Source organism: Teichococcus aerofrigidensis, from assembly GCF_054073225.1.
The window spans coordinates 21143-40029 of the sequence record NZ_JBSXMU010000009.1 but is presented as its reverse complement, the minus strand read 5'-3'; the positions used below and the strand labels follow the sequence as shown (position 1 = coordinate 40029).

The following is an 18887-nucleotide window of genomic DNA, read 5'->3' as shown; positions in this document are numbered from 1 at the left end:
ACCAAAGGGTGTATGCAAGCCAGGAACGATTCCATTTCATAATGGAATCAGGCGGCTCGGGCCGCCTGCATCGCGGCCCGCATCCGCGCGATGGCGCCGGGCAGCCCATGGAAGACGGCGGAGCCGATGAGGAAATGGCCGATGCTGACTTCCGAGATCTGCGGCAGGGCCGCGATCCCTCCCACGCTGCACTCGTCCAGGCCATGACCGGCATGGCACAGCAGGCCCTGTGCCGATGCCGCCTCGGCGCCGGCGCGAAGCCGCGCCAGATGCGGCCCTCGCGCCGCCTCCGGCGCATCGGCATAGGTGCCGGTGTGGAGTTCCACGGCCTGCGCGCCCAGGGCGGCGGCGAGGGCGATCTGCTCCGGGTCCGGCTCGACGAAGACCGCGACCTCGATCCCGGCGCCGGCCAGCCTTCCGATGGCCTCCGCCAGCGGCGCCCCGGCGGCGCGCAGGTCGAGCCCGCCCTCGGTGGTCAGCTCGGCGCGCTTCTCCGGCACGATGCAGCAGGCCGCCGGCCGCAATTCGAGCGCGATCCCCACCATCTCGGGCGTCGCCGCCATCTCGAAGTTCAACCGCAGGCCCGGCTCCGCCCGGATGCGCCGCACATCCTCATCGCGGATATGCCGCCGGTCCTCGCGCAGATGCACCGTGATGCCGTCGGCACCGGCGCCGATGCAGCAGCGCGCCGCCTCCACCGGGCAGGGGAAGCGGCCGCCCCGGGCGTTCCTGAGCGTGGCGACATGATCGACATTGACCGACAGGCGCAGGGGATTCACGCGGATCTCTCCTCGGAGGGGCCAAGGGATGAAGTAAGGTGGGCGTGCCGGGCCATCTCCCCGGCCAGGCGCAGGGCGGCGATCAGGCTCGAGGGGCTGGCGCGGCCCTGGCCGGCGATATCCAGCGCCGTGCCATGGTCGGGGCTGGTGCGGATGATGGACAGGCCGAGGGTGACGTTGACCCCGCCCGCCATGTCCAGCGTCTTCACCGGGATCAACGCCTGGTCGTGATACATGCAGAGCGCCACGTCGTAGCCGCGCCGCGCCTGCGGCGTGAACAGGGTATCGGCGGGGAAGGGGCCGCGGGCATCGACCCCCCGCGCGCGCAGCCGCGCGATGGCGGGGGCGACGATCTCGCGGTCCTCATGCCCCATGGTGCCGTCCTCCCCGGCATGCGGGTTGAGGCCGGCGACGGCCAGGCGGGGCGCCGCGATGCCGAAGGACCGCCGCAGCCCGGCGGCGGTCGCGAGGCCGATGCGCTCGATCAGCGCCGGCTCCAGGCTGTCGATGGCGCTGCGTAGTGATTGATGGATGGTGACCGGCACGGTGCGCAGCCCGGCGGCGGCGAGCAGCATCACCGGCGGCCCGTCGCCCGGCGCCAGCTCGGCCAGGAACTCGGTGTGCCCGGGATGGCGGAAGCCGGCGGCGGTCAGGACGGATTTCTGGATCGGATTGGTCACCAGCGCGGCGGCCGCGCCCTGCCGGACCAGCCGCACCGCCGTCTCGATGGCGCCGATGACCATCGGGGCGTTGCGCGGGTCCGGCCGGCCCGGCTCGGGCGGCACGGCGAGCGGCCGGTGCAGCACCGGCAGGGCCTCCGGAAAGCAGGCCGCCGCCTCCGCCGCGGCGCCGATCCGCCGCACGGGCAGGGAAGGTGGCAGGACGGCCGCGTCGCCCACCAGGAAGAAGGCCGGGCCGCCGTCCCGCAGGGCCCGCCAGGCTCCCGCCGCGATCTCGCCGCCGATGCCAGCCGGCTCGCCCATGCTGAGCGCCAAGGGAAGCGGTGTGGGGGGAAGCGGTGCGGTGTCCCCTGGCCGCCGCATTAGCGCAGGCCGGCGAAGGTGTCGCAGGCCGCCAGCTCGCCGCGCTGCAGGCCGGTGCGGAACCAGCGCATCCGCTCCTCGGACGAGCCATGGGTGAAGCTCTCCGGCTGCACCTGGCCCTGGCTGCGGCGCTGGAGGCGGTCGTCACCGACGGCGGCCGCGGCATTCAGCCCTTCCTCGACATCGCCCTGTTCGAGGATGCTGCGCGCGCGCTCCGCGTGATTCGCCCAGAGTCCCGCGAAGCAGTCGGCCTGCAGCTCGACACGGACCTGGATGGCATTGGCCTCGGCGCGGTCGGTCGCCTGCTGCTGCATGCCGCGTGTCAGCTCCAGGATGCCGAGCTGGTTCTGCACGTGATGGCCGACCTCGTGCGCGATGATGTAGGCGGCGGCGAAATCGCCATTCGCCCCGAGCTGCCGCTGCAACTGCGCCATGAAGTCGAGGTCGATATAGACGCGCTGGTCGTTCGGGCAATAGAACGGCCCGACCTGCGACTGGGCCGCGCCACAGGCGGACTGTGTCGCGCCGCTGAACAGCACCAGCACCGGGTCGCGGTAGGCGCGGCCGATCTTCTGGAACTGGTCCTTCCAGACCATCTCCGTATCGCCCAGCACCTGGGCGACGAAGCGGCGGCCGGGATCGTCCGCCGAGGGGGTGGCCTGCCGCTGCTCCGCTTGCTGCTGCTGCGGGTTCAGCGAGCCGTCATCCAGCAGGATCGAGGGATCAACCCCCAGGAACATCAGCAACAGCACCAGGGCGACGCCGCCCAGCCCGCCCCCCACGGCGATCCCGCCCCGGCGGAAGCCGCCGGCCCCGCGCCGGTCCTCGACATTCCGGCTCTCCGGCCCATCAAGCCGCATCTCTGGTCATCCTTCCCGCTGGCGTCCTATCGGCCGCGCCGACCCGCGGCGAACGTGCCACGAGCCGGCCGGTTGCGACATTGCCCCCGGGCCGGCCCCTGCGCCAGAGGGGGAGGTCAGAGGGGGAGGTCGAGGGGAAGGTCAGACCTCGGCATAGGCGCCATTCTTCCAGACGTAGAAGACATAGTCCGGCACGGTGACATCGCCCTTGCGGTCGAAGCTGACGGAGCCGAGCACGCAGGTCCAGGGGCCGCCCGCCTTCAGCGCGTCCGACACCTTGCGGGGATCGGTGCTGTTGGCCTTCTTCGCCGCCTCCGCCCAGATCTGGACGGCGGCGTAGGTGTAGAGGACATAGCCCTCGGGATCGACGTTCCTCGCCCGGAAGCGTCCCACCACCTCGGCGGCGCTCGGGCGCTTCCGCGGATCGGAGGAGAAGGTCATCAGCGTGCCCTCGCCCGCCGCGCCGGTGATCTGCCAGAACTCGTTGGTCACCAGCGCATCGCCGCCGATCAGCGTCACCGGCATGCCCTGTTCCTTGGCCTGGCGCAGGATCAGCCCGGCCTCGGTGTGGTAGCCGCCGACATAGATGACGTCGACGCCGGCGGATTTCAGCCGCGAGACGAGGGCGGAATAGTCGCGCTCGCCGGGGGTATAGGCGGCATAGAGCGCCTCGGTCATGCCGGCGGCGTTCAGCGACTTCTTCGTCTCGTCGGCCAGTCCTTTCCCATAGGCCGAGTTGTCGTGCAGGATGGCGACCTTCTTCCCGCCATATGTCCTGGCGATGTACTGGCCGGCGACGATGCCCTGCTGGTCGTCGCGGCCGCAGGTGCGGAAGGTGTTCCAGCCGCCCTCGTCGGTGAACTTCGGATTGGTCGAGGCCGGGCTGATCTGCAGCACGCCCTCCTCCAGATAGACCTTGCTGGCCGGGATGGAGGAGCCGGAGCAGAAATGCCCGGCGATCAGCTTCACCTGCCGGCTCGCCATCTGGTTGGCCACCGAGACCGCCTGGCGCGGATCGCAGGCATCATCGCCGATCTCGAGCGCGAGCTGCTGGCCGAGCACGCCGCCGGCCGCGTTCAGGTCGGCCACCGCCTGCTCGGCCCCGGCGCGGAGCTGCGCGCCGAAGGCGGCGTATTGCCCGGTCATCGGCCCGACGGAGGCGATGCGGATACCGCCCGACTGCGCCGCGGCCCGGCGCACCGGACCGGTCATGCCCAGGGCGGTAAGAGCCGCCGCACCGCCGAGAATCTGTCTGCGCTGCACCATGATCTGCCTCCGCTTGCCTGCCGCGGGCGCATGCCGCCCCGCGATCCGCCTCGCCCCGGCGAGCCTATGAGGCTTCACCACGCTTCGCCAGCACGTTCCTCGGAAGGAACGATCGTCAACCGCCCGGCTCAACCGCCCGGCTCAACCGCCCAGATAGGCGTCGCGGATCTCCGGCCGCGCCAGCAATGCGCGGCCGGTGCCCGAGAGCGTGACCTTGCCGGTGACCAGCACATAGGCCCGGTGCGCGAGGCGCAGCGCCTGATTGGCATTCTGCTCGACCAGCAGCACGGTCAGCCCGGTCTCGGCGTTCAGCCGGCGGATGGCGGTGAAGATCTGCCGCGAGACGAGCGGCGCCAGGCCCAGCGAGGGCTCATCCAGCAGCAGCAGGCGCGGCCGCGACATCAGGGCGCGGGCGATGGCCAGCATCTGCTGCTCGCCGCCCGAGAGCGTGCCGGCGCGCTGCGCCTCGCGTTCCTTGAGGCGGGGGAAAAGCCCGAAGGCCTGTTCCAGGCCGGGACCGGGGTCGTGACCGGCGCTCTGCGCGCCCATCAGCAGGTTCTCATGGACGCTCATGCGCGGAAAGACGCGCCGCCCCTCGGGCGACTGCGCGATGCCGCTCCGCATGATGCGGTGGGTCGGCTCCTGGGTGATGTCCCGCCCGTCGAAAACGATCCGACCGGAGCGGGCGCGCGGATCGCCGCAGATGGTCATCAGCAGGGTGGACTTGCCGGCGCCGTTGGCGCCGATCAGCGTGACGATCTCGCCGGCGGCCACCTGCAGCGAGACGCCCTTCAGGGCCTCGACCGCGCCATAGAAGGTGGAGACCTCGCGGATCTCGAGCAGGGGCTGCGTCATGCGGCGGGTCCGTCCCCGGCGGCGCCCGCATCCGCCTCGTCCTCCTCGTCCTCACCCTCGCCGAGATAGGCGGCGATGACGCGTGGGTCGGCCCGGATCGCGGCGGGAAGGCCATCGGCGATCTTGCTGCCATGGTCCAGCACGACGATGTGGTCCGAGATTCCCATGACCACGCCCATGTCGTGCTCGATCAGCAGGATGGAGCAGGGCGAGGCGCCCTCCGCGGCGCGGCCGTCACGGATGGCGCGCAGCAGCGCGCCCAGTGCCAGGGACTCACGCGGATTGAGCCCGGCGGCGGGCTCGTCGAGGCAGAGCAGCGCGGGCTCCGTGCACATGGCGCGTGCGATCTCGAGCCGCCGCTGCGCGCCATAGGGCAGGCTGGCGGCGGGATCGTCGGCGCGGTCGAGCAGGCCGCAGGCCTCGAGCCAGGCCGTGGCGCGGCCGATGGCCGCCGCCTCCGCCGCCCTGTAGCCGGAGAGGCCGAGGACCGCGCCGATGCCGAAGCCCGTCGCCGCCATCAGCCGCCGGTGCTGCGCCACCAAAAGGTTCTCCAGCACCGTCATGCCGCCGAAGAGGCGGACATTCTGGAAGGTCCGCGCCACGCCGGCGCGGGCGATGCGGTGCCCGGCCAGCCGGTGCAGGGCGACGGGCCGCTCCGGCCGGTGCAGCGTGATGCTGCCCTCGCTCGGCCGGTAGAAGCCGGTGATGCAGTTGAACATCGTCGTCTTGCCGGCGCCGTTCGGACCGATGACGGCGGTGATGGCCCCCGTGGCGGCGGCGAAGGACACCTCCCGCACCGCCGTCAGGCCACCGAACCGCATCGTGAGGGCCTCGACCGAGAGGATCGGCCGCATCAGCCACGGCCCTCCGCGACCATGCTGGCGCTGATCGTCCGGCGCTGTCCCAGGGCGACGGAGGGCGTGCGGCTGCCGACGAGGCCGCGCGGCTTCCAGATCATGATCAGCACCATGGCGCCGCCGAAGACCAGCATGCGCCACTCCTGCAGGTCGCGGAACACCTCGAAGCCGCCGATCAGCCCGAGTGCTGCGATGGCCACGCCGAGCTGGCTGCCCAGTCCGCCGAGAACGACGATGGCGAGGATGATGGCGCTCTCGATGAAGGTGAAGGATTCCGGGCTGATGAAAGCCTGGCGCGTGGCGAAGAAGGCGCCGGCGAAACCCCCGAACATGGCGCCGAGGGCGAAGGCCGTGAGCTTCGTCGTGGTGATGTTGATGCCGAGGCTGCGGCAGGCGACCTCGTCCTCGCGCATCGCCTCCCAGGCACGGCCGAGCGGCTGGCGGCGCAGGCGCAGCGTCACCCAGTTGGTGAGCAGGGCCAGGGCCAGGATCAGGTAATAGAGGAAGACGACACGGTGCGTCGGGCTCGGCTCCAGGCCGAAGGCGTCGGCGAAGCTGCCCGGACCGCCGCCCGCCGAGAAGGAAAGGCCGAAGAAGCTGGGGCGCGGGATGCCGGAGATGCCGTTGGGGCCGCCGGTCAGCGAGACCCAGTTCAGCAGCACGAGCCGGATGATCTCGCCGAAGGCCAGGGTGACGATGGCCAGGTAGTCGCCGCGCAGCCGCAGCACCGGGAAGCCGAGCAGGATGCCCCAGAAGGCCGCGAGGAGGCCGGCGAGCGGCAGGCAGATCCAGAAGGAAAGGCCGAAGGACTGCGCCAGCAGCGCATAGGAATAGGCGCCGACGGCGTAGAAGGCGACATAGCCGAGGTCGAGCAGGCCGGCGAGGCCGACGACGATGTTGAGCCCCCAGCCCAGCATCACATAGGTCAGCACCAGGATGCCGAGATCGAGCTCGTAGCGGCCGATGCCCGGAATGACCGGCAGCAGCAGGGCGAAGGCGAGCAGGAGGGGCGCGACCAGACGGCCCGAGCGGGACAGCGGGCCCGCCAGCCGCTTCGGCAGCGATGCGCCGCGCCGCGCCGCGCGCCAGTCCTGCCAGAGGCGCGCGGCGAGCCGGCCGAGGAAGACGACGCCGACCAGCAGCGCGACATCCGGCCAGCGGGTCCGCAGGAAGAGGCCGCCGCTCGGGCCGACATCGGTGCGGAGACCGACCAGCGGCAGGAAGAGGCCGAGCGCGATGAGGGCGGCCAGGGCGGCATCCCTGAGCGCCGGCGCGAGGGCCGGCCGCGCCGCCGGTGCCGTCATACCTTCTCCACCTCCGCCCGCCCGAGCAGGCCGGTGGGCATCAGCACCAGCGTCAGGACCAGGATCGAGAAGGCCGCGACATCCTTGTACTGCACGCTGAAATAGGCCGACCAGAAGGTCTCGATCAGGCCGATCAGAAGGCCACCCAGGACGGCGCCCGGCAGGCTGCCGATGCCGCCCAGCACGGCGGCGGTGAAGGCCTTCACGCCGACCAGGAAGCCGATGTAGAAATCGATCACGCCATAGCGCAGCAGGTACATGGTGCCGGCCACCGAGGCGAGCGCGGCGCCGATGACGAAGGTGATGCTGATGGTGCGGTCGGTGTCGATGCCGAGCAGGCTGGCCATCCGGCGGTCCTGCTCGCAGGCGCGCATGGCGCGGCCGAGCGGCGTGCGGGTGACCAGCCAGGTGAAGACCGCCAGCACCGACAGCGTGACCGCGACGATCAGCATCTGCATGGTGGAGAGCTGGACGGCGAAATCGCCGTCCCGCATGACGGTGATGCCGCCGCGCACCAGCGGCTCCATCGGCTTCACCCGGGCGCCCTGGCTGACCTGGACGTAGTTCTGCAGGACGATCGACATGCCGATGGCCGAGATCAGCGGCGCTAGGCGGAAGGAGCCGCGCAGCGGCCGGTAGGCGATCCGCTCGACCGTCCAGCCGTAGAGCGCGGTGAAGGCCATGGAGAGGACCAGGACCAGGAGGATGGCGGCGGCGCCGTCGAGCCCGCCGGCGGTGACGAGGAGCAGGAAGATCAGCGACAGGAAGGCGCCGATCATGAAGATGTCGCCATGAGCGAAGTTGATCATGCCGATGATGCCGTAGACCATGGTGTAGCCGACGGCGATCAGGCCATAGATCATCCCGAGGGAGATGCCGTTGATCAGCTGCTGAAGCGCATAGGCCAAGCGGCTCCTCCTCGTGATTCGCATCACCCGCGCCGAGCCTATCTTCGCTCGGCCCGGGAAGCCAAGACAAAGATCGGGGCCGACTGGAGACTACTGCCTGGGGGCTTGCGCCGGGCGGCGTCGACGGCCCACCCTGCGGTCTTGGGGGAAGCGCAAGGATCACCGACATGCAACCCAAGGCCGTCTATCCGGACCTCGCCGGGCGCAGCGTTTTCATCACCGGCGGCGGCAGCGGCATCGGCGCCGCCCTGACACGCGCCTTCGCCCTGCAGGGCAGTCGCGTGGCCTTCGTGGACATCGCGCTCGACGAGAGCGAGGCCCTCGTCGAATCCTGCCGGGAGGACGAGGTCGAGCACCCTCCGCTCTTCATCCCCTGCGATCTGCGCGACATCGGGGCGCTGCGCGCGGCCGTGGAGCGGGCCGGCGGGCGGCATGGCGACATCACCGTGCTGCTCAACAACGCGGCGCATGACGAGCGCCACGCCGTGGAACGCGTCACGCCCGAGTACTGGGACGACCGCATGGCGGTGAACCAGCGCCCGGTCTTCTTCGCCGCCCAGGCCGTGCTGCCGCAGATGCGGCGTGCCGGCGGCGGCTCCATCGTCAACTTCGGTTCGGTGAGCTGGAAGCTCCGGCAGGGCGGCATGCCGGCCTACACCATGGCCAAGGCCTCGATCCACGGCCTGACGCGCGGCCTGGCGCGGGACTTCGGCAAGCAGGGCATCCGCGTCAACACGCTGGTGCCCGGCTGGGTCATGACGGAGCGGCAGCTTCGCCTCTGGGTGACGCCGGCCGCCGAGAAGGAGATCGAGGCGGGGCAGGCGCTGGCCGGCCGGGTGATGCCGGAGCATATCGCCGAGATGGCGCTGTTCCTGGCCTCCGACGCTTCGGCGATGTGCTCGGCGCAGGAATTCGTGGTGGATGGCGGATGGACGTGAGGCATCACAGCTTCGTGTAGGCGGGGCGCGACGCCTGCCCGCCGGCTCGGCGCCTCTGCTAGCCTCGGCGCAACAGCCCGGCCAACGAGGCTGAGGACTGCGTGCCCTGCACGGAGTCCGGAGGAACCGACAGGAGCGGATATGAAGCGTCGTTCAATTCTGGCGGCGCCGGCGGCGCTGGCCCTGGCCGGCCTGCCGCGCGGCGCGGGCGCGCAGGAGAAGCGCAGCCTCGCCTTCGTCGTCAATGTTTCCGCGGATTTCTGGACCATCTGCCGGCGCGGCATCGAGAAGGCCAATCGCGAGCATCCCGACTTCGCCATGGAGATGATCGTGCCCGGGCAGGCCAGCGCCGCCGAGCAGCGCCGCATCGTCGACGAGCTGCTGGCGCGCCGCGTCGCCGGCATCGCCATCTCGCCGATCAACCCGGCCAATTCGACCGAGATGCTGAACCGCGCCGCGGCGCAGGCCGTGCTCTTCACCAGCGATTCCGACGCGCCGAACAGCAACCGCGCCGTCTATATCGGTACCGACAACGTCGCCGCCGGCCGCGAGGCCGGGGCCCAGATGAAGCGTGCCCTGCCGAAGGGCGGCAAGGCCATGCTCTTCGTCGGCACCATGGATGCCGACAATGCGCGCGAGCGCGTGCAGGGAATCCGCGAGGCTCTGCAGGGCAGCCAGATCCAGGTCGTCGACATCCGCACCGATGAATCCGACATCGCCCGCGCCAAGCGCAATGTCGAGGACACGCTCGCCCGCTACAGCGACATCGATCTGCTGGTCGGCCTCTGGGCCTACAACACGCCGCAGATCTACCAGGCCGTGAAGGCGGCCGGGCGGGAGGGCAAGGTGCAGGTCGTGGGTTTCGACGAGGACGCGCTGACGCTGCGCGGGGTCGCCGATGGCACGATCCTCTCCACCGTCGTGCAGCAGCCCTTCGAGTTCGGCTACCAGAGCATGGTCGGGATGGTGCGGTATCTGAACAACGACCGTGGCTTCATTCCCGCCAGCAAGCAGATCATCATTCCCACCCGGATCATCGACAAGTCCAACGTCGCCGAGTTCCAGGCCCAGATGCGCGAACTGCTGCGCGGGCGCTGAGCGCCCGTGGCGCCGCTGCTGGAACTGAAGGGCATCGGGAAGAGCTATCCCGGTGTCCGCGCGCTGGACGGCGTCGACCTGTGCCTCGAGGCCGGCGAGGTGCTGGGTCTGATCGGCGAGAACGGCGCCGGCAAGTCCACGCTGATGAAGATCCTGGGCGGCGTGGTGCCGCCCAGCGAGGGCCGCATCCGGATCGCCGGCCGGGATCGCGCCTCGCTCAGCGTCGCCGAGGCAAGCGCCGCCGGCATCGCCTTCGTGCATCAGGAGCTCAACCTCTTCGACAATCTCGATGTCGCCGGCAATGTGCTGTTCGGCCGGGAGCCGGTGCGGGGCGGGCCGCTGCGCCTGCTCGACCGCCGTGCCGCCGCGGCGCGGGTGGCGCCGCTGCTGCGGCGGCTCGGCGCCGACTTCGCGCCGGAGACGCCCGTGGCGGAGCTGTCCATCGCGCAGCGGCAGCTGGTGGAGATCGCCCGCGCGCTGGCCGCCGAGGCGCGCATCATCATCCTGGACGAGCCGACCTCCTCCCTGACCCTGTCGGAAACGGCGCGGCTGCTGTCCGTGGTGAAGGAACTGCGGGCGGGTGGCACCGGCCTGATCTACATCACCCACCGGCTGGGCGAGATCATCGACTGCGCCGACCGGGTCGTCTGCCTGCGCGACGGGCGGCTGGCCGGTGCCTTGCCGCGCGAGGAGATCGCCCATGCGGCGATGATCCGCCTGATGATCGGGCGCGAGCTGCGCGCGCTCTACGCGCCGCCGGGCCGGGCGGCCGGGGCGGGCGGGCTGGAGGCGCGCGGCCTGGTCACGCCGGCCTTTCCCGGGCAGGCGGTGGACCTCCATGTCAGGCCCGGCGAGATCCTCGGCCTGGCCGGACTCGTCGGTGCCGGCCGGACCTCCCTGGCGCGCAGCCTCTTCGGCCTGGACCCGCCGCTGGGCGGGGCGGTCCTTCTGGACGGGCGGCCGCTGCGCCTGGCCTCCCCGCGGGAGGCGGTGGAGGCCGGGATCTATCTGGTGCCCGAGGACCGCAAGCGGGATGGCCTGGTGCTCGACATGCCGATCGTCGAGAATGTCACCCTGGCCAGCGCGCCGGCCTATGCGCGCTTCGGCCTGATCCGGCGCGCGGCGGAATGGGCGGCCAGCGAGGCGCAGCGGGCGGCCCTCCGCATCAGGGCGCCCGACTCCGCGGCGCGGGTCGGCGACCTCTCCGGCGGCAATCAGCAGAAGGTGGTGCTGGCCAGGTGGCTCAGCATGGCGCCGCGCGTCATCCTGCTCGACGAGCCGACGCGCGGCATCGATGTCGGCGCCAAGGGAGAGATCTATGCCCTGATGCGCGCCCTGGCCGATCGCGGCGTCGCCATCCTGATGATCTCCAGCGACATGGAGGAGGTGCTGGGCGTCAGCGACCGCATCCTGGTGATGCATGAGGGCCGCATCAGCGGCGGCCTGGAGCGGGAGGGCTTCAGCGAGCAGGCGGTGCTGCGGCTGGCCATCGGGGAGGTGCCGGCGTCGGACGCCGCCGGACAACAGGAGAGCCTGCCGGCATGAGCAAGAAGGAAATCGGCCTCGCCCTGCTGCTGATCGTGATCGGCGGCATCACCGCGGCGCTCAACCCGCTCTTCCTGTCCGGGGTGAACCTGCTGAACATGGCCAATCTGATCGGCCTCTTCGGCATCTTCGCTATCGGCCAGGGGCTGATCATCATCACCGGCGGCATCGACCTCTCGGTCGGCTCGATCTTCGCGCTGCTCGGCGTGGTGCTGGTTGATCTGCTGGTGAACTTCGAGCTGGCCTGGCCGCTGGCGGTGCTGGCGGTGCTGGGGGCGGGGCTGGTGCTGGGTCTGCTGCACGGGCTCCTGGTGACGCGGCTGAAGCTGCAGCCCTTCGTCGTCACGCTCTGCGGCCTGCTGATCTATCGCGGCATCGCCCGCTACTACACGCAGGATTCCACCATCGGCTTCGGCTATGCGGGGGCCGAGCTCGACACCCTCGCCTGGCTGGCCTCGGGCCGCAGCCTCGGTATCCCCAATCCCTTCCTGATCCTCCTGCTCGTCGCCGGCGTCATGGCGGTGGTGCTGCACAGGACGGTCTTCGGGCGGCATCTCTACGCGGTGGGCCGCAACGAGGAGGCGGCGCGCCACTCCGGCATCAACACCGACGGCGTCATCATGGGGGCCTATCTGCTGGGCGGCGGCCTGGCGGGGCTGGCCACCGTGCTGCTGGTCTTCTACACGAGCTCCGTCTCCCCCTCCTCTTTCGGCAGCTTCTACGAGCTTTACGCCATCGCCGCCGCGGTGCTCGGCGGCTGCTCGCTGCGGGGCGGCGAGGGAAGCATCCTCGGCATCGTGCTCGGCACCGTCCTGCTGCAGATCCTGCAGAACCTGGTGAACATCCTGGGCATTCCCTCCTCGCTCAACTTCGCGGTGATGGGGGCGGTGATCCTGATGGGCGTCATCGCCGACCGGCAACTGGGCCTGCGGCGGCAGCGCATCCAGATGACGCGCAGTCAGCCGGCGGCGGCGGAATGATCCATCTCCACAACCATAGGATGCTGAAACAGTATTGATGGAGACCGGAGGTTTATGTCAGCCAAGACCGTCACGGAAAAGTGATTTCAGGATAGTGGCCGGCAAAAGAGCATAGGATTTCTCGCCCCTGCGGTATAGTTGTGCTTACAGGCAAGGCCTGCCCCAGGAGCGCGTACCTTGATAGAGGTCACCTACTCTCGCCACAGTGACCCCCGCATTGCTGCCCGCCTTTGTGCCGACGCCCTCCGGGCCCGGCAACCCGATCTGCTGCTCGTCTTCTGCGGCGGCAAACTGGATCCGGAAACGGTGATGGTCGTGCTCAAGGAGAGCCTCTCCGACGTGCCCGTGGTGGGCGGCGCCTCCGCCGGGGGCATCACGCGGCAGGGGATCGGCTACAGCGGCCTGGAACTCGTGGTGATCGCCTTCTCCGGCTGGGTCACGCCCCGTATTCTCATCGAGGAGATGGCGCCGGACGAGGTGACGGCGGGGGAGCGCCTGGGGCGGCGCGTGGCTGATCTGGCCTCCGAGGACGCCGCCGTGCTGCTGCTGTACGACAGCGTCGCCAGCCGGCCGCCGCTGCGGCTGCACCCGGCCAGCCAGATCGTCAGCGGTTTCCATGCCGGGCTGAGCGATCGCCAGGTCCGCCTCTTCGGCGGTGGCCTGCTGACCGACATGAATCTCTCCGATGGCTGGGTGCTGGATGGCGACCGCGTCCGCCACCATCTGGCGGTGGCCCTGGTCTTCCCGCCCGAGATCGAGGTGGTGTGCGAGATCCTGCACGGCTGCCGGCCGGTGAGCACCTTCATGGAGATCACCCGGATCGACGGAGCGGATGTCTACGAGCTGGACGGGGAGCCCGCCCTGGTGGTGATCGAGCGCATGCTGGGACTGCAGCTTGGAGAGTCCCAGGGCCAGGAGCTGTCCCTGCTGGCCACGCTCGGCCAGAAGCAGGGCGATCCCTTCGCCCCCTATGACGAGAACGCCTATGTGAACCGGCTGATCCTGCGCGCCAGCCCGTCCAATGGGTCCGTGACCCTGTTCGAGCCCGACTTCTTCACCGGCGCGCAGGTGCAGATCATGGCGCGGGACAATTCCCTGATGCTGGAATCCGTCCGGCACGGCGTGGCCTCCCTGCGCGAGGCCGTGAGGGAGGACGACAACCAGTTGGCTCTCTACATCGACTGCGCCGGCCGGGCGAGCGCCCGCAGCGGTGCCTTCCGGGAGGAGGCGGAGATGGTCGTCAAGGGGCTCGACCTGCCGGTGCCTTTCGCCGGCTTCTATTCCGGCGTGGAGATCGCGCCGTTCCAGGGTTATTCCCGCCCGCTGGACTGGACTGGCGTGCTGGCCATCCTGCGCCGCCGCCCTCGATGAACGTCATGCCACAGAGCGGCAAGGCCGGGCAGCTCGAGCGCGAACTCGCCTACTACCGCCGCGAATGCAACATGCTGGGCGCCCGTCTCCTCAGCCTGCAGGAGGAGCAGAGCCAGGCCTTCCGCGAGGCGCGGCGCAGCCGCACCGTGGCCAAGCTGATCCGGGAGGCCTATCGGCTGATCGACCACAGCACCTCGCCCGAGGCGCTGGGCGGGCCGATGCTCGCCATCCTGCTCGACAACACCATGTGCGACCGTGCCGCGCTGCTGCGGGAGGACAGGCCCGGAAGCGGGCATTTCACCGTGACCCATGCGCTCGGCCTTGGCGGCGAGCTGCCGGCGCCGGTCAGCCTGCCCGCCACGCCCGGCTTCTTCTTCACCACCTCGCGCAGCCGGATCGAGCCGCCGGCCTATGAACTCACCGCCATCCTGCGGCTGCCCTACATCCTCTGGGCCTATGACGCGACCTCGGGCCTCGCCCTCATTCTCGGCAACCAGAGCGAGAGCAATGTCAGCCGGCCTTTCGAGGAGGCGGATCAGGAGATCGTCGAGGGGGCGCTCTCGGTCTATATCGACATCCTGCTGCGCAAGCGGGCCGAGGTCGAGATGCGCGAGGCGCGGCGCATGGCGGAGGAGGCCAGCTCCACCCGCTCGCGCTTCCTGGCGACGCTGACGCATGAGCTGCGCACGCCGCTCAACGCCATCATCGGCTTCTCGGAGATGATGGCCACGGGTTCGACCTTCAATCCGACGCCCGAGCAGATCGGCCAGTACAACACCCACATCCTGACCTCGGCCAACCACCTTCTGGCCCTGATCAACGAGATCCTGGACTATTCCAGCCTGGCGCGCGGCCGCACCTCGCTGTCGCTGCGCTGGGCGCGGCTGGAGGACATGGTGCAGGAAAGCCTGGGCGCCGCCACGGCCTTCGCCGCCGAGCGCGGGATCTCACTGGGCAGCCAGCTCGGCGAGAAGCCGCTCTGGCTGAAGGTGGACCGCACGCGGTTCCGCCAGATCCTCGACAACCTGCTGAGCAACGCCATCCGCTTCACCCCGGCCGGAGGCAAGGTCCGGGTCGAGGTCGCGCCGGAGGCGGAGGGCATCCGGCTCTGCGTGCGCGACACCGGCATCGGCATGCTCGCCGAGGACATTCCGCGCGCCCTCGAGCCTTTCCAGCAGCTCGACAACAAGTTCAGCCGCTCCTCGCCCGGCACGGGCCTCGGCCTGCCGATCGCGCGGGGGCTGGTCCGGGCCCATGGCGGGGAGCTGACCATCGAGAGCGCGCGCGATGCCGGCACCTGCGTCTGGATCAGCCTGCCGGAGGAGGCGCTGCACCGCGGCGCGGCGCCCCCCTCCGCCAAGCCCTGAGGGCAGGGGCCGGGCGTCCGGGCCCCCTTCCGGCTCAGGCCACGGCCCCGGGCGGCGTCGCGGCGAGGGTGGCCAGGTTGCGGTCGACGGCATGGATCAGCCCCCAGTTCTCGCTGTAGTTCATGGGGAAGCCCGGGGAGCCGGCATCCTCGTCCTGCTGCCGGGCACGGGCGTAATCCGTCCACTTGCGGGTCGCCGGACGGCGGTGATGGAAGTCGTGGCAGGGCGCGTCGCCCACCAGCACGAAAACACGGCTGAACAGGACGGCGGTCAGCATCCGCGCCCACCAGCCGGTCCAGGCCAGGGCGCCGCGCAGGCTCGTCGCCGGCGCCTCGGGCGGCAGGGCGCCGGGGAAGACGCCGACGGTGGAGGCGCAGACGAAGGCCTTGCCGCGCGCCTCGATCAGCGCGACATCGGGGAAGCGGTGCTCGCAGAGGATGCGGAAGACCGTCGCGATCTGCAGCAGGATGGTCAGCGGCAGGAACCAGGCGACCAGCACGGCACCCCAGGCGCCCGTGGCCGCGGCGACCAGCAACGGCAGCGCCAGGCCGGCGCGGGCCATCCAGTCATGCTGGCGATCGCCGCTGAACATGGCGGCCTTGACGCGGCGCAGCAGGAAGCGGGCGTGGAAGGCGGGGGAGATCAGGTTCATCACCACCCGGCGCCACAACTCGCGCTTCGGCACGCCGGGCTCCAGGCCGCAGACACCGAAGACGAAGCCGGTGAACTCGTCCTCATCCGTCAGCAGCTTGTTGGCGCTGTGATGCATCATGTGGTCCCGCTGATAGTCCTCGAAGCGGGTGAACAGCAGCAGCGCCGAAACCAGGCGCCCGACCTGACGGTTCCGCTCACGCGACCGGAACACCGTGCCGTGCGAGCAGTGATGGAAGATGACGACCTGGTAGAGGCCAAGGCCGGAGCTGGTGGCGGTCAGGCCGGCGGCCAGCATCAGCAGGGCGACGGGCCAGGGCAGCGCGGCGAGCAGCGCCGTGGCGCTCAGGGCGCATCCCGCGGCCATCCAGGCCAGGCCGCCGGCGACGTAGCGCTGGGCCGGAATTTCCCGGGCGGCCTCGCCAGGGGCCGGCTTGGCGGTCAGCCAGGTCAGGAAGGGCTGCAGGGCAGCAGGCAGACGCTGCGCCATGGCCGCGCGCGGATCCTCGCGCAGGCCTGGCACGGACTGCAGCGAGACCCCGGTCGGCACGTTGATTCGATTGAGCTTCATGTCGAATTTCCTCTTCTGAGGCGGATTGGTTCGCTGCGCCCGAGTATTTCGGGGTGCGCTGTCTTTATCGCCCGAACAAGGAATTCTGACTTGATTTTATTACTGTGCAGTCATTTAGACTTACCAAAGCCTTTGAGACGAAAAATGGTGCAATCTGTCGGTTTTCAACCCGGCAGGGTAAGGGCGCAGTGGGCTGCGATCTCCGCCCGCCGGGCCAGCCATACCCTGTCACCCAGGGCCGCGAGCCTGGCAAGGGTGCCCTCGAAGGCGGGAAAGCGCCCCGGCCGGCCGCAGATCCGAAGGTGGAAGCCGATATTCAACAGCCGGGGTTTCCCTTCCTCGCCCTCGCGCAGAAGCACCTCCAGCGCGTCCGAAATATAATCGAGCATCTCAACAGATCGAACAAATCCATTGGGGTGGAAGAATTTCATGTCGTTTGTATCGAGTGCGTAAGGAATAACCATGAGGCCCGGCCGGTTGCTGTCGCGGTAGGGCAAGTCATCGTCAAAGGCATTGGAAATATAGAGATATCCCTGGTCCCGCAGTAGCTCCCGAGTCCAGGGACTCTCGGATCCGCGGCAGAAGAAGCCGACGGGACGCGTCCCGGTAGCGTCTTCGATGGCGCGCGCGGTGCGCGACAGGTCCGCGGCTTCCTCGGCGGCCGAGGTGTAGTCCGCATGCGGTCGCCACAGCCAGCCGTGCGCCGCCGCCTCATGCCCCGCCTCGGTCACGGCGCGGGCCAGGGCCGGTGCCCGGGCCACGGCCCGCCCGCACATCAGGAAGGTGGCCGGCACCTTGTGGCGCCGCAGCGAATCGAGCATCCGCCAGAGGCCGGCGCGGGTGCCGTAGGCGAAGATCTGCTCCTGCCCGATGTCCCGCCGGCCCGCCGGCACGACGCTGATCACCTCGCCCATCCGCTCGCATTGCGCGTCGCCGTCGCCGACCTGCTGCTCGGCGCCCTCCTCGAAGTTCACCACCACCGAGACGGCGAGGCGGGCGCCGTTGGGCCAGCGCAGGTCAGGCCACTGGCCGCCATAGCCGATCATGTCGCGGGTCATGCGGGATCTCCTTCCGTGAGGTGGCCCCGCCGTGGCAAGGCCGGGGCCAATGGCGGCCCGCGAGGCCGCCCGCCCTGGCACGGGCGATGCAAGACGCGGCGCCATGCCCTGCGACATCGCTCCCGAATCCGCCCTCGCCGAAACCCTCCTGGCACGGCTGCGCGCCGCCAGCCTGGATGCGCCGGGCGTGACCCGCGCCTCCTTCGGTCCCGGCGAGCGCGTCGCCCACGCCCTGATGGCCGAGGCCGCCGCCACCCTTGGCCTGGAGGTCGCCGTCGATGCCATCGGCACCTTGCGGATGACCCTGCCGGGTCAGGATCGTGATCTGCCGGCGGTGGTGATCGGCTCGCATCTCGACAGCGTGCCGCATGGCGGCAATTACGATGGCGCCGCCGGGGTGGTCATGGGCCTCGCCGCCGCCGCCCGGCTCCGGCGCAAGGGGGCGCGGACTGCCCGCGATCTCATCATCCTGGGTATCCGTGCCGAGGAAATGTGCTGGTTCGCGGCGCATTATCTCGGCAGCCGCGCGCTGTTCGGCCTGTTGCCGCCCGAGACGCCGGACCAGCTGCGCCGCGCCGACACGGGCCGCACCCTCGCCGAGCACATGATCGAGGAGGGGCTCGACCCGACGCCGATCCGCGAGGGCCGCGCGTTGATGGACCCGGCGCGCATCGCCTGCTTTTTGGAGCCGCATATCGAGCAGGGGCCCGCCCTGGTCGCGGCCGGGCGGCCGGTGGGGATCGTCACCGGCATCCGCGGCAGCCTGCGCTATCCGCGCGCCAGCGTCAGCGGGGAACATACCCATGCCGGCGCCGTGCCGAGGGCCTTCCGGCGCGACGCCGCGCTGGCCGGCGTCGCGCTGATCGCCGCGCTGGAGCGCCGCTGGATCGAGATGGAGCGGGCCGGGGCCGACCTGGTCTGCACCGCGGGCATCCTGGCGACCGATCCGGCCCACCAGGCGCCGACCAAGGTGCCGGGCTTCCTGCGCTTCAGCCTCGATATCCGCAGCGAGGATGCCGCCCTGCTGGCGGAGACCGACCGCTGGCTGCGGGAGGAGACGGCGCGGCTGGAGGCGGAGCGCGGCGTGCGCTTCGACCTCGGCCCCGGCACCCATGCCGCGCCCGCCCGGATGGATGCGCGCATTCAGGACATCCTCTGGCGCGCCGGCGAGCGGACGGGGACAGGCATGATGCGCATGGCCTCGGGCGCCGGGCACGACTGCGCCACCTTCGCCGGGCTGGGCATTCCTTCCGCCATGCTGTTCCTGCGCAACGAGAACGGCAGCCACAATCCGGACGAGACGCTCGACATGGCCGATCTCGCCGCCGGCCTCGCCGTGCTGACAGGCGCGCTGGAGGAGCTTCTCGCCTGATCGCGACACCCTGGCGGAATTCTTGCCCGTGGCGGAACTTCTGTCGCTGGCACAACTCTTGCTG

The 18887-nt window shown here is 70.3% G+C and carries 17 protein-coding genes; 7 read left to right on the top strand and 10 right to left on the bottom strand.

Features of this window, described 5'->3' with window-relative positions; all coding sequences use genetic code 11:
• Positions 1-47: 47 nt before the first annotated feature.
• The 8 genes from ACVMLK_RS04090 to ACVMLK_RS04055 all read right to left on the bottom strand — a co-directional run bounded on the left by ACVMLK_RS04090 (position 48) and on the right by ACVMLK_RS04055 (position 7872).
• Positions 48-779, bottom strand: a complete 732-nt coding sequence (locus ACVMLK_RS04090; protein ID WP_422925043.1) for a pyridoxine 5'-phosphate synthase — start codon at positions 777-779, stop codon at positions 48-50.
• Positions 776-1822, bottom strand: coding sequence for a 4-hydroxythreonine-4-phosphate dehydrogenase PdxA (pdxA, locus tag ACVMLK_RS04085; RefSeq protein ID WP_198366828.1), 1047 nt, complete (start codon positions 1820-1822; stop codon positions 776-778). The genes ACVMLK_RS04090 and pdxA overlap by 4 nt, the downstream gene beginning before the upstream one ends.
• Complete coding sequence (gene ypfJ / locus ACVMLK_RS04080; RefSeq protein WP_198366829.1) at positions 1822-2682, bottom strand: KPN_02809 family neutral zinc metallopeptidase; 861 nt, start codon at positions 2680-2682, stop codon at positions 1822-1824. The genes pdxA and ypfJ overlap by 1 nt, the downstream gene beginning before the upstream one ends.
• A gap of 141 nt (positions 2683-2823) precedes the next feature.
• Positions 2824-3948, bottom strand: a complete 1125-nt coding sequence (locus ACVMLK_RS04075) for a branched-chain amino acid ABC transporter substrate-binding protein (RefSeq protein ID WP_198366830.1) — start codon at positions 3946-3948, stop codon at positions 2824-2826.
• Positions 3949-4089: 141 nt separating this feature from the next.
• On the bottom strand, positions 4090-4803 hold the full coding sequence (locus ACVMLK_RS04070) for an ABC transporter ATP-binding protein (protein WP_457485704.1): 714 nt from the start codon (positions 4801-4803) through the stop codon (positions 4090-4092).
• The gene (locus ACVMLK_RS04065; RefSeq protein ID WP_457485703.1) at positions 4800-5657 is read right to left on the bottom strand and encodes an ABC transporter ATP-binding protein; all 858 of its coding nucleotides are present in this window, start codon (positions 5655-5657) and stop codon (positions 4800-4802) included. Before ACVMLK_RS04065 ends, ACVMLK_RS04070 begins: the two co-directional genes overlap by 4 nt.
• Entirely contained in the window at positions 5657-6964 is a 1308-nt protein-coding gene (gene livM / locus ACVMLK_RS04060; RefSeq protein ID WP_457485702.1) for a high-affinity branched-chain amino acid ABC transporter permease LivM, read from the bottom strand. Before livM ends, ACVMLK_RS04065 begins: the two co-directional genes overlap by 1 nt.
• On the bottom strand, positions 6961-7872 hold the full coding sequence (locus ACVMLK_RS04055) for an ABC transporter permease subunit (protein WP_198366833.1): 912 nt from the start codon (positions 7870-7872) through the stop codon (positions 6961-6963). The genes livM and ACVMLK_RS04055 overlap by 4 nt, the downstream gene beginning before the upstream one ends.
• 167 nt (positions 7873-8039) lie before the next feature.
• Here ACVMLK_RS04055 and ACVMLK_RS04050 point away from each other — a divergent pair, with 167 nt between their 5' ends.
• The 6 genes from ACVMLK_RS04050 (at position 8040) to ACVMLK_RS04025 (ending at position 15171) form a co-directional block, all read left to right on the top strand.
• Positions 8040-8810, top strand: a complete 771-nt coding sequence (locus ACVMLK_RS04050; protein WP_457485701.1) for an SDR family NAD(P)-dependent oxidoreductase — start codon at positions 8040-8042, stop codon at positions 8808-8810.
• Between the two features lie 141 nt (positions 8811-8951).
• Positions 8952-9908, top strand: a complete 957-nt coding sequence (locus ACVMLK_RS04045) for a sugar-binding protein (protein ID WP_198366835.1) — start codon at positions 8952-8954, stop codon at positions 9906-9908.
• Positions 9909-9914: 6 nt separating this feature from the next.
• Positions 9915-11453, top strand: coding sequence for a sugar ABC transporter ATP-binding protein (locus ACVMLK_RS04040; RefSeq protein ID WP_457485700.1), 1539 nt, complete (start codon positions 9915-9917; stop codon positions 11451-11453).
• On the top strand, positions 11450-12433 hold the full coding sequence (locus ACVMLK_RS04035; protein ID WP_198366837.1) for an ABC transporter permease: 984 nt from the start codon (positions 11450-11452) through the stop codon (positions 12431-12433). The genes ACVMLK_RS04040 and ACVMLK_RS04035 overlap by 4 nt, the downstream gene beginning before the upstream one ends.
• 138 nt (positions 12434-12571) lie before the next feature.
• On the top strand, positions 12572-13804 hold the full coding sequence (locus ACVMLK_RS04030; protein WP_457485699.1) for an FIST signal transduction protein: 1233 nt from the start codon (positions 12572-12574) through the stop codon (positions 13802-13804).
• Entirely contained in the window at positions 13801-15171 is a 1371-nt protein-coding gene (locus tag ACVMLK_RS04025; protein ID WP_457485698.1) for a sensor histidine kinase, read from the top strand. Before ACVMLK_RS04030 ends, ACVMLK_RS04025 begins: the two co-directional genes overlap by 4 nt.
• Before the next feature lie 34 nt (positions 15172-15205).
• Here ACVMLK_RS04025 and ACVMLK_RS04020 read toward each other — a convergent pair whose 3' ends face one another.
• Together ACVMLK_RS04020 and ACVMLK_RS04015 are read right to left on the bottom strand one after the other, a co-directional pair.
• On the bottom strand, positions 15206-16393 hold the full coding sequence (locus ACVMLK_RS04020; RefSeq protein WP_457485697.1) for a fatty acid desaturase: 1188 nt from the start codon (positions 16391-16393) through the stop codon (positions 15206-15208).
• A 164-nt stretch (positions 16394-16557) separates the two neighbouring features.
• The gene (locus tag ACVMLK_RS04015) at positions 16558-17451 is read right to left on the bottom strand and encodes a polysaccharide deacetylase family protein (RefSeq protein ID WP_457485696.1); all 894 of its coding nucleotides are present in this window, start codon (positions 17449-17451) and stop codon (positions 16558-16560) included.
• A gap of 103 nt (positions 17452-17554) precedes the next feature.
• Between ACVMLK_RS04015 and ACVMLK_RS04010 the strand changes: the two genes are divergently transcribed.
• Positions 17555-18823 (top strand): hydantoinase/carbamoylase family amidase, encoded by a 1269-nt coding sequence (locus ACVMLK_RS04010; protein ID WP_457485695.1) that lies wholly within the window; start codon positions 17555-17557, stop codon positions 18821-18823.
• Positions 18824-18887 lie beyond the last annotated feature (64 nt).

Coding starts and splice junctions, on each gene's coding strand:
- pdxA (WP_198366828.1), bottom strand. CDS start 1,822: ATGCGGCGGCCAGGGGACACCGCACCGCTTCCCCCCACACCGCTTCCC.
- ypfJ (WP_198366829.1), bottom strand. CDS start 2,682: ATGCGGCTTGATGGGCCGGAGAGCCGGAATGTCGAGGACCGGCGCGGG.
- ACVMLK_RS04075 (WP_198366830.1), bottom strand. CDS start 3,948: ATGGTGCAGCGCAGACAGATTCTCGGCGGTGCGGCGGCTCTTACCGCC.
- ACVMLK_RS04070 (WP_457485704.1), bottom strand. CDS start 4,803: ATGACGCAGCCCCTGCTCGAGATCCGCGAGGTCTCCACCTTCTATGGC.
- ACVMLK_RS04065 (WP_457485703.1), bottom strand. CDS start 5,657: ATGCGGCCGATCCTCTCGGTCGAGGCCCTCACGATGCGGTTCGGTGGC.
- livM (WP_457485702.1), bottom strand. CDS start 6,964: ATGACGGCACCGGCGGCGCGGCCGGCCCTCGCGCCGGCGCTCAGGGAT.
- ACVMLK_RS04050 (WP_457485701.1), top strand. CDS start 8,040: ATGCAACCCAAGGCCGTCTATCCGGACCTCGCCGGGCGCAGCGTTTTC.
- ACVMLK_RS04045 (WP_198366835.1), top strand. CDS start 8,952: ATGAAGCGTCGTTCAATTCTGGCGGCGCCGGCGGCGCTGGCCCTGGCC.
- ACVMLK_RS04035 (WP_198366837.1), top strand. CDS start 11,450: ATGAGCAAGAAGGAAATCGGCCTCGCCCTGCTGCTGATCGTGATCGGC.
- ACVMLK_RS04025 (WP_457485698.1), top strand. CDS start 13,801: ATGAACGTCATGCCACAGAGCGGCAAGGCCGGGCAGCTCGAGCGCGAA.
- ACVMLK_RS04020 (WP_457485697.1), bottom strand. CDS start 16,393: ATGAAGCTCAATCGAATCAACGTGCCGACCGGGGTCTCGCTGCAGTCC.
- ACVMLK_RS04015 (WP_457485696.1), bottom strand. CDS start 17,451: ATGACCCGCGACATGATCGGCTATGGCGGCCAGTGGCCTGACCTGCGC.
- ACVMLK_RS04010 (WP_457485695.1), top strand. CDS start 17,555: ATGCCCTGCGACATCGCTCCCGAATCCGCCCTCGCCGAAACCCTCCTG.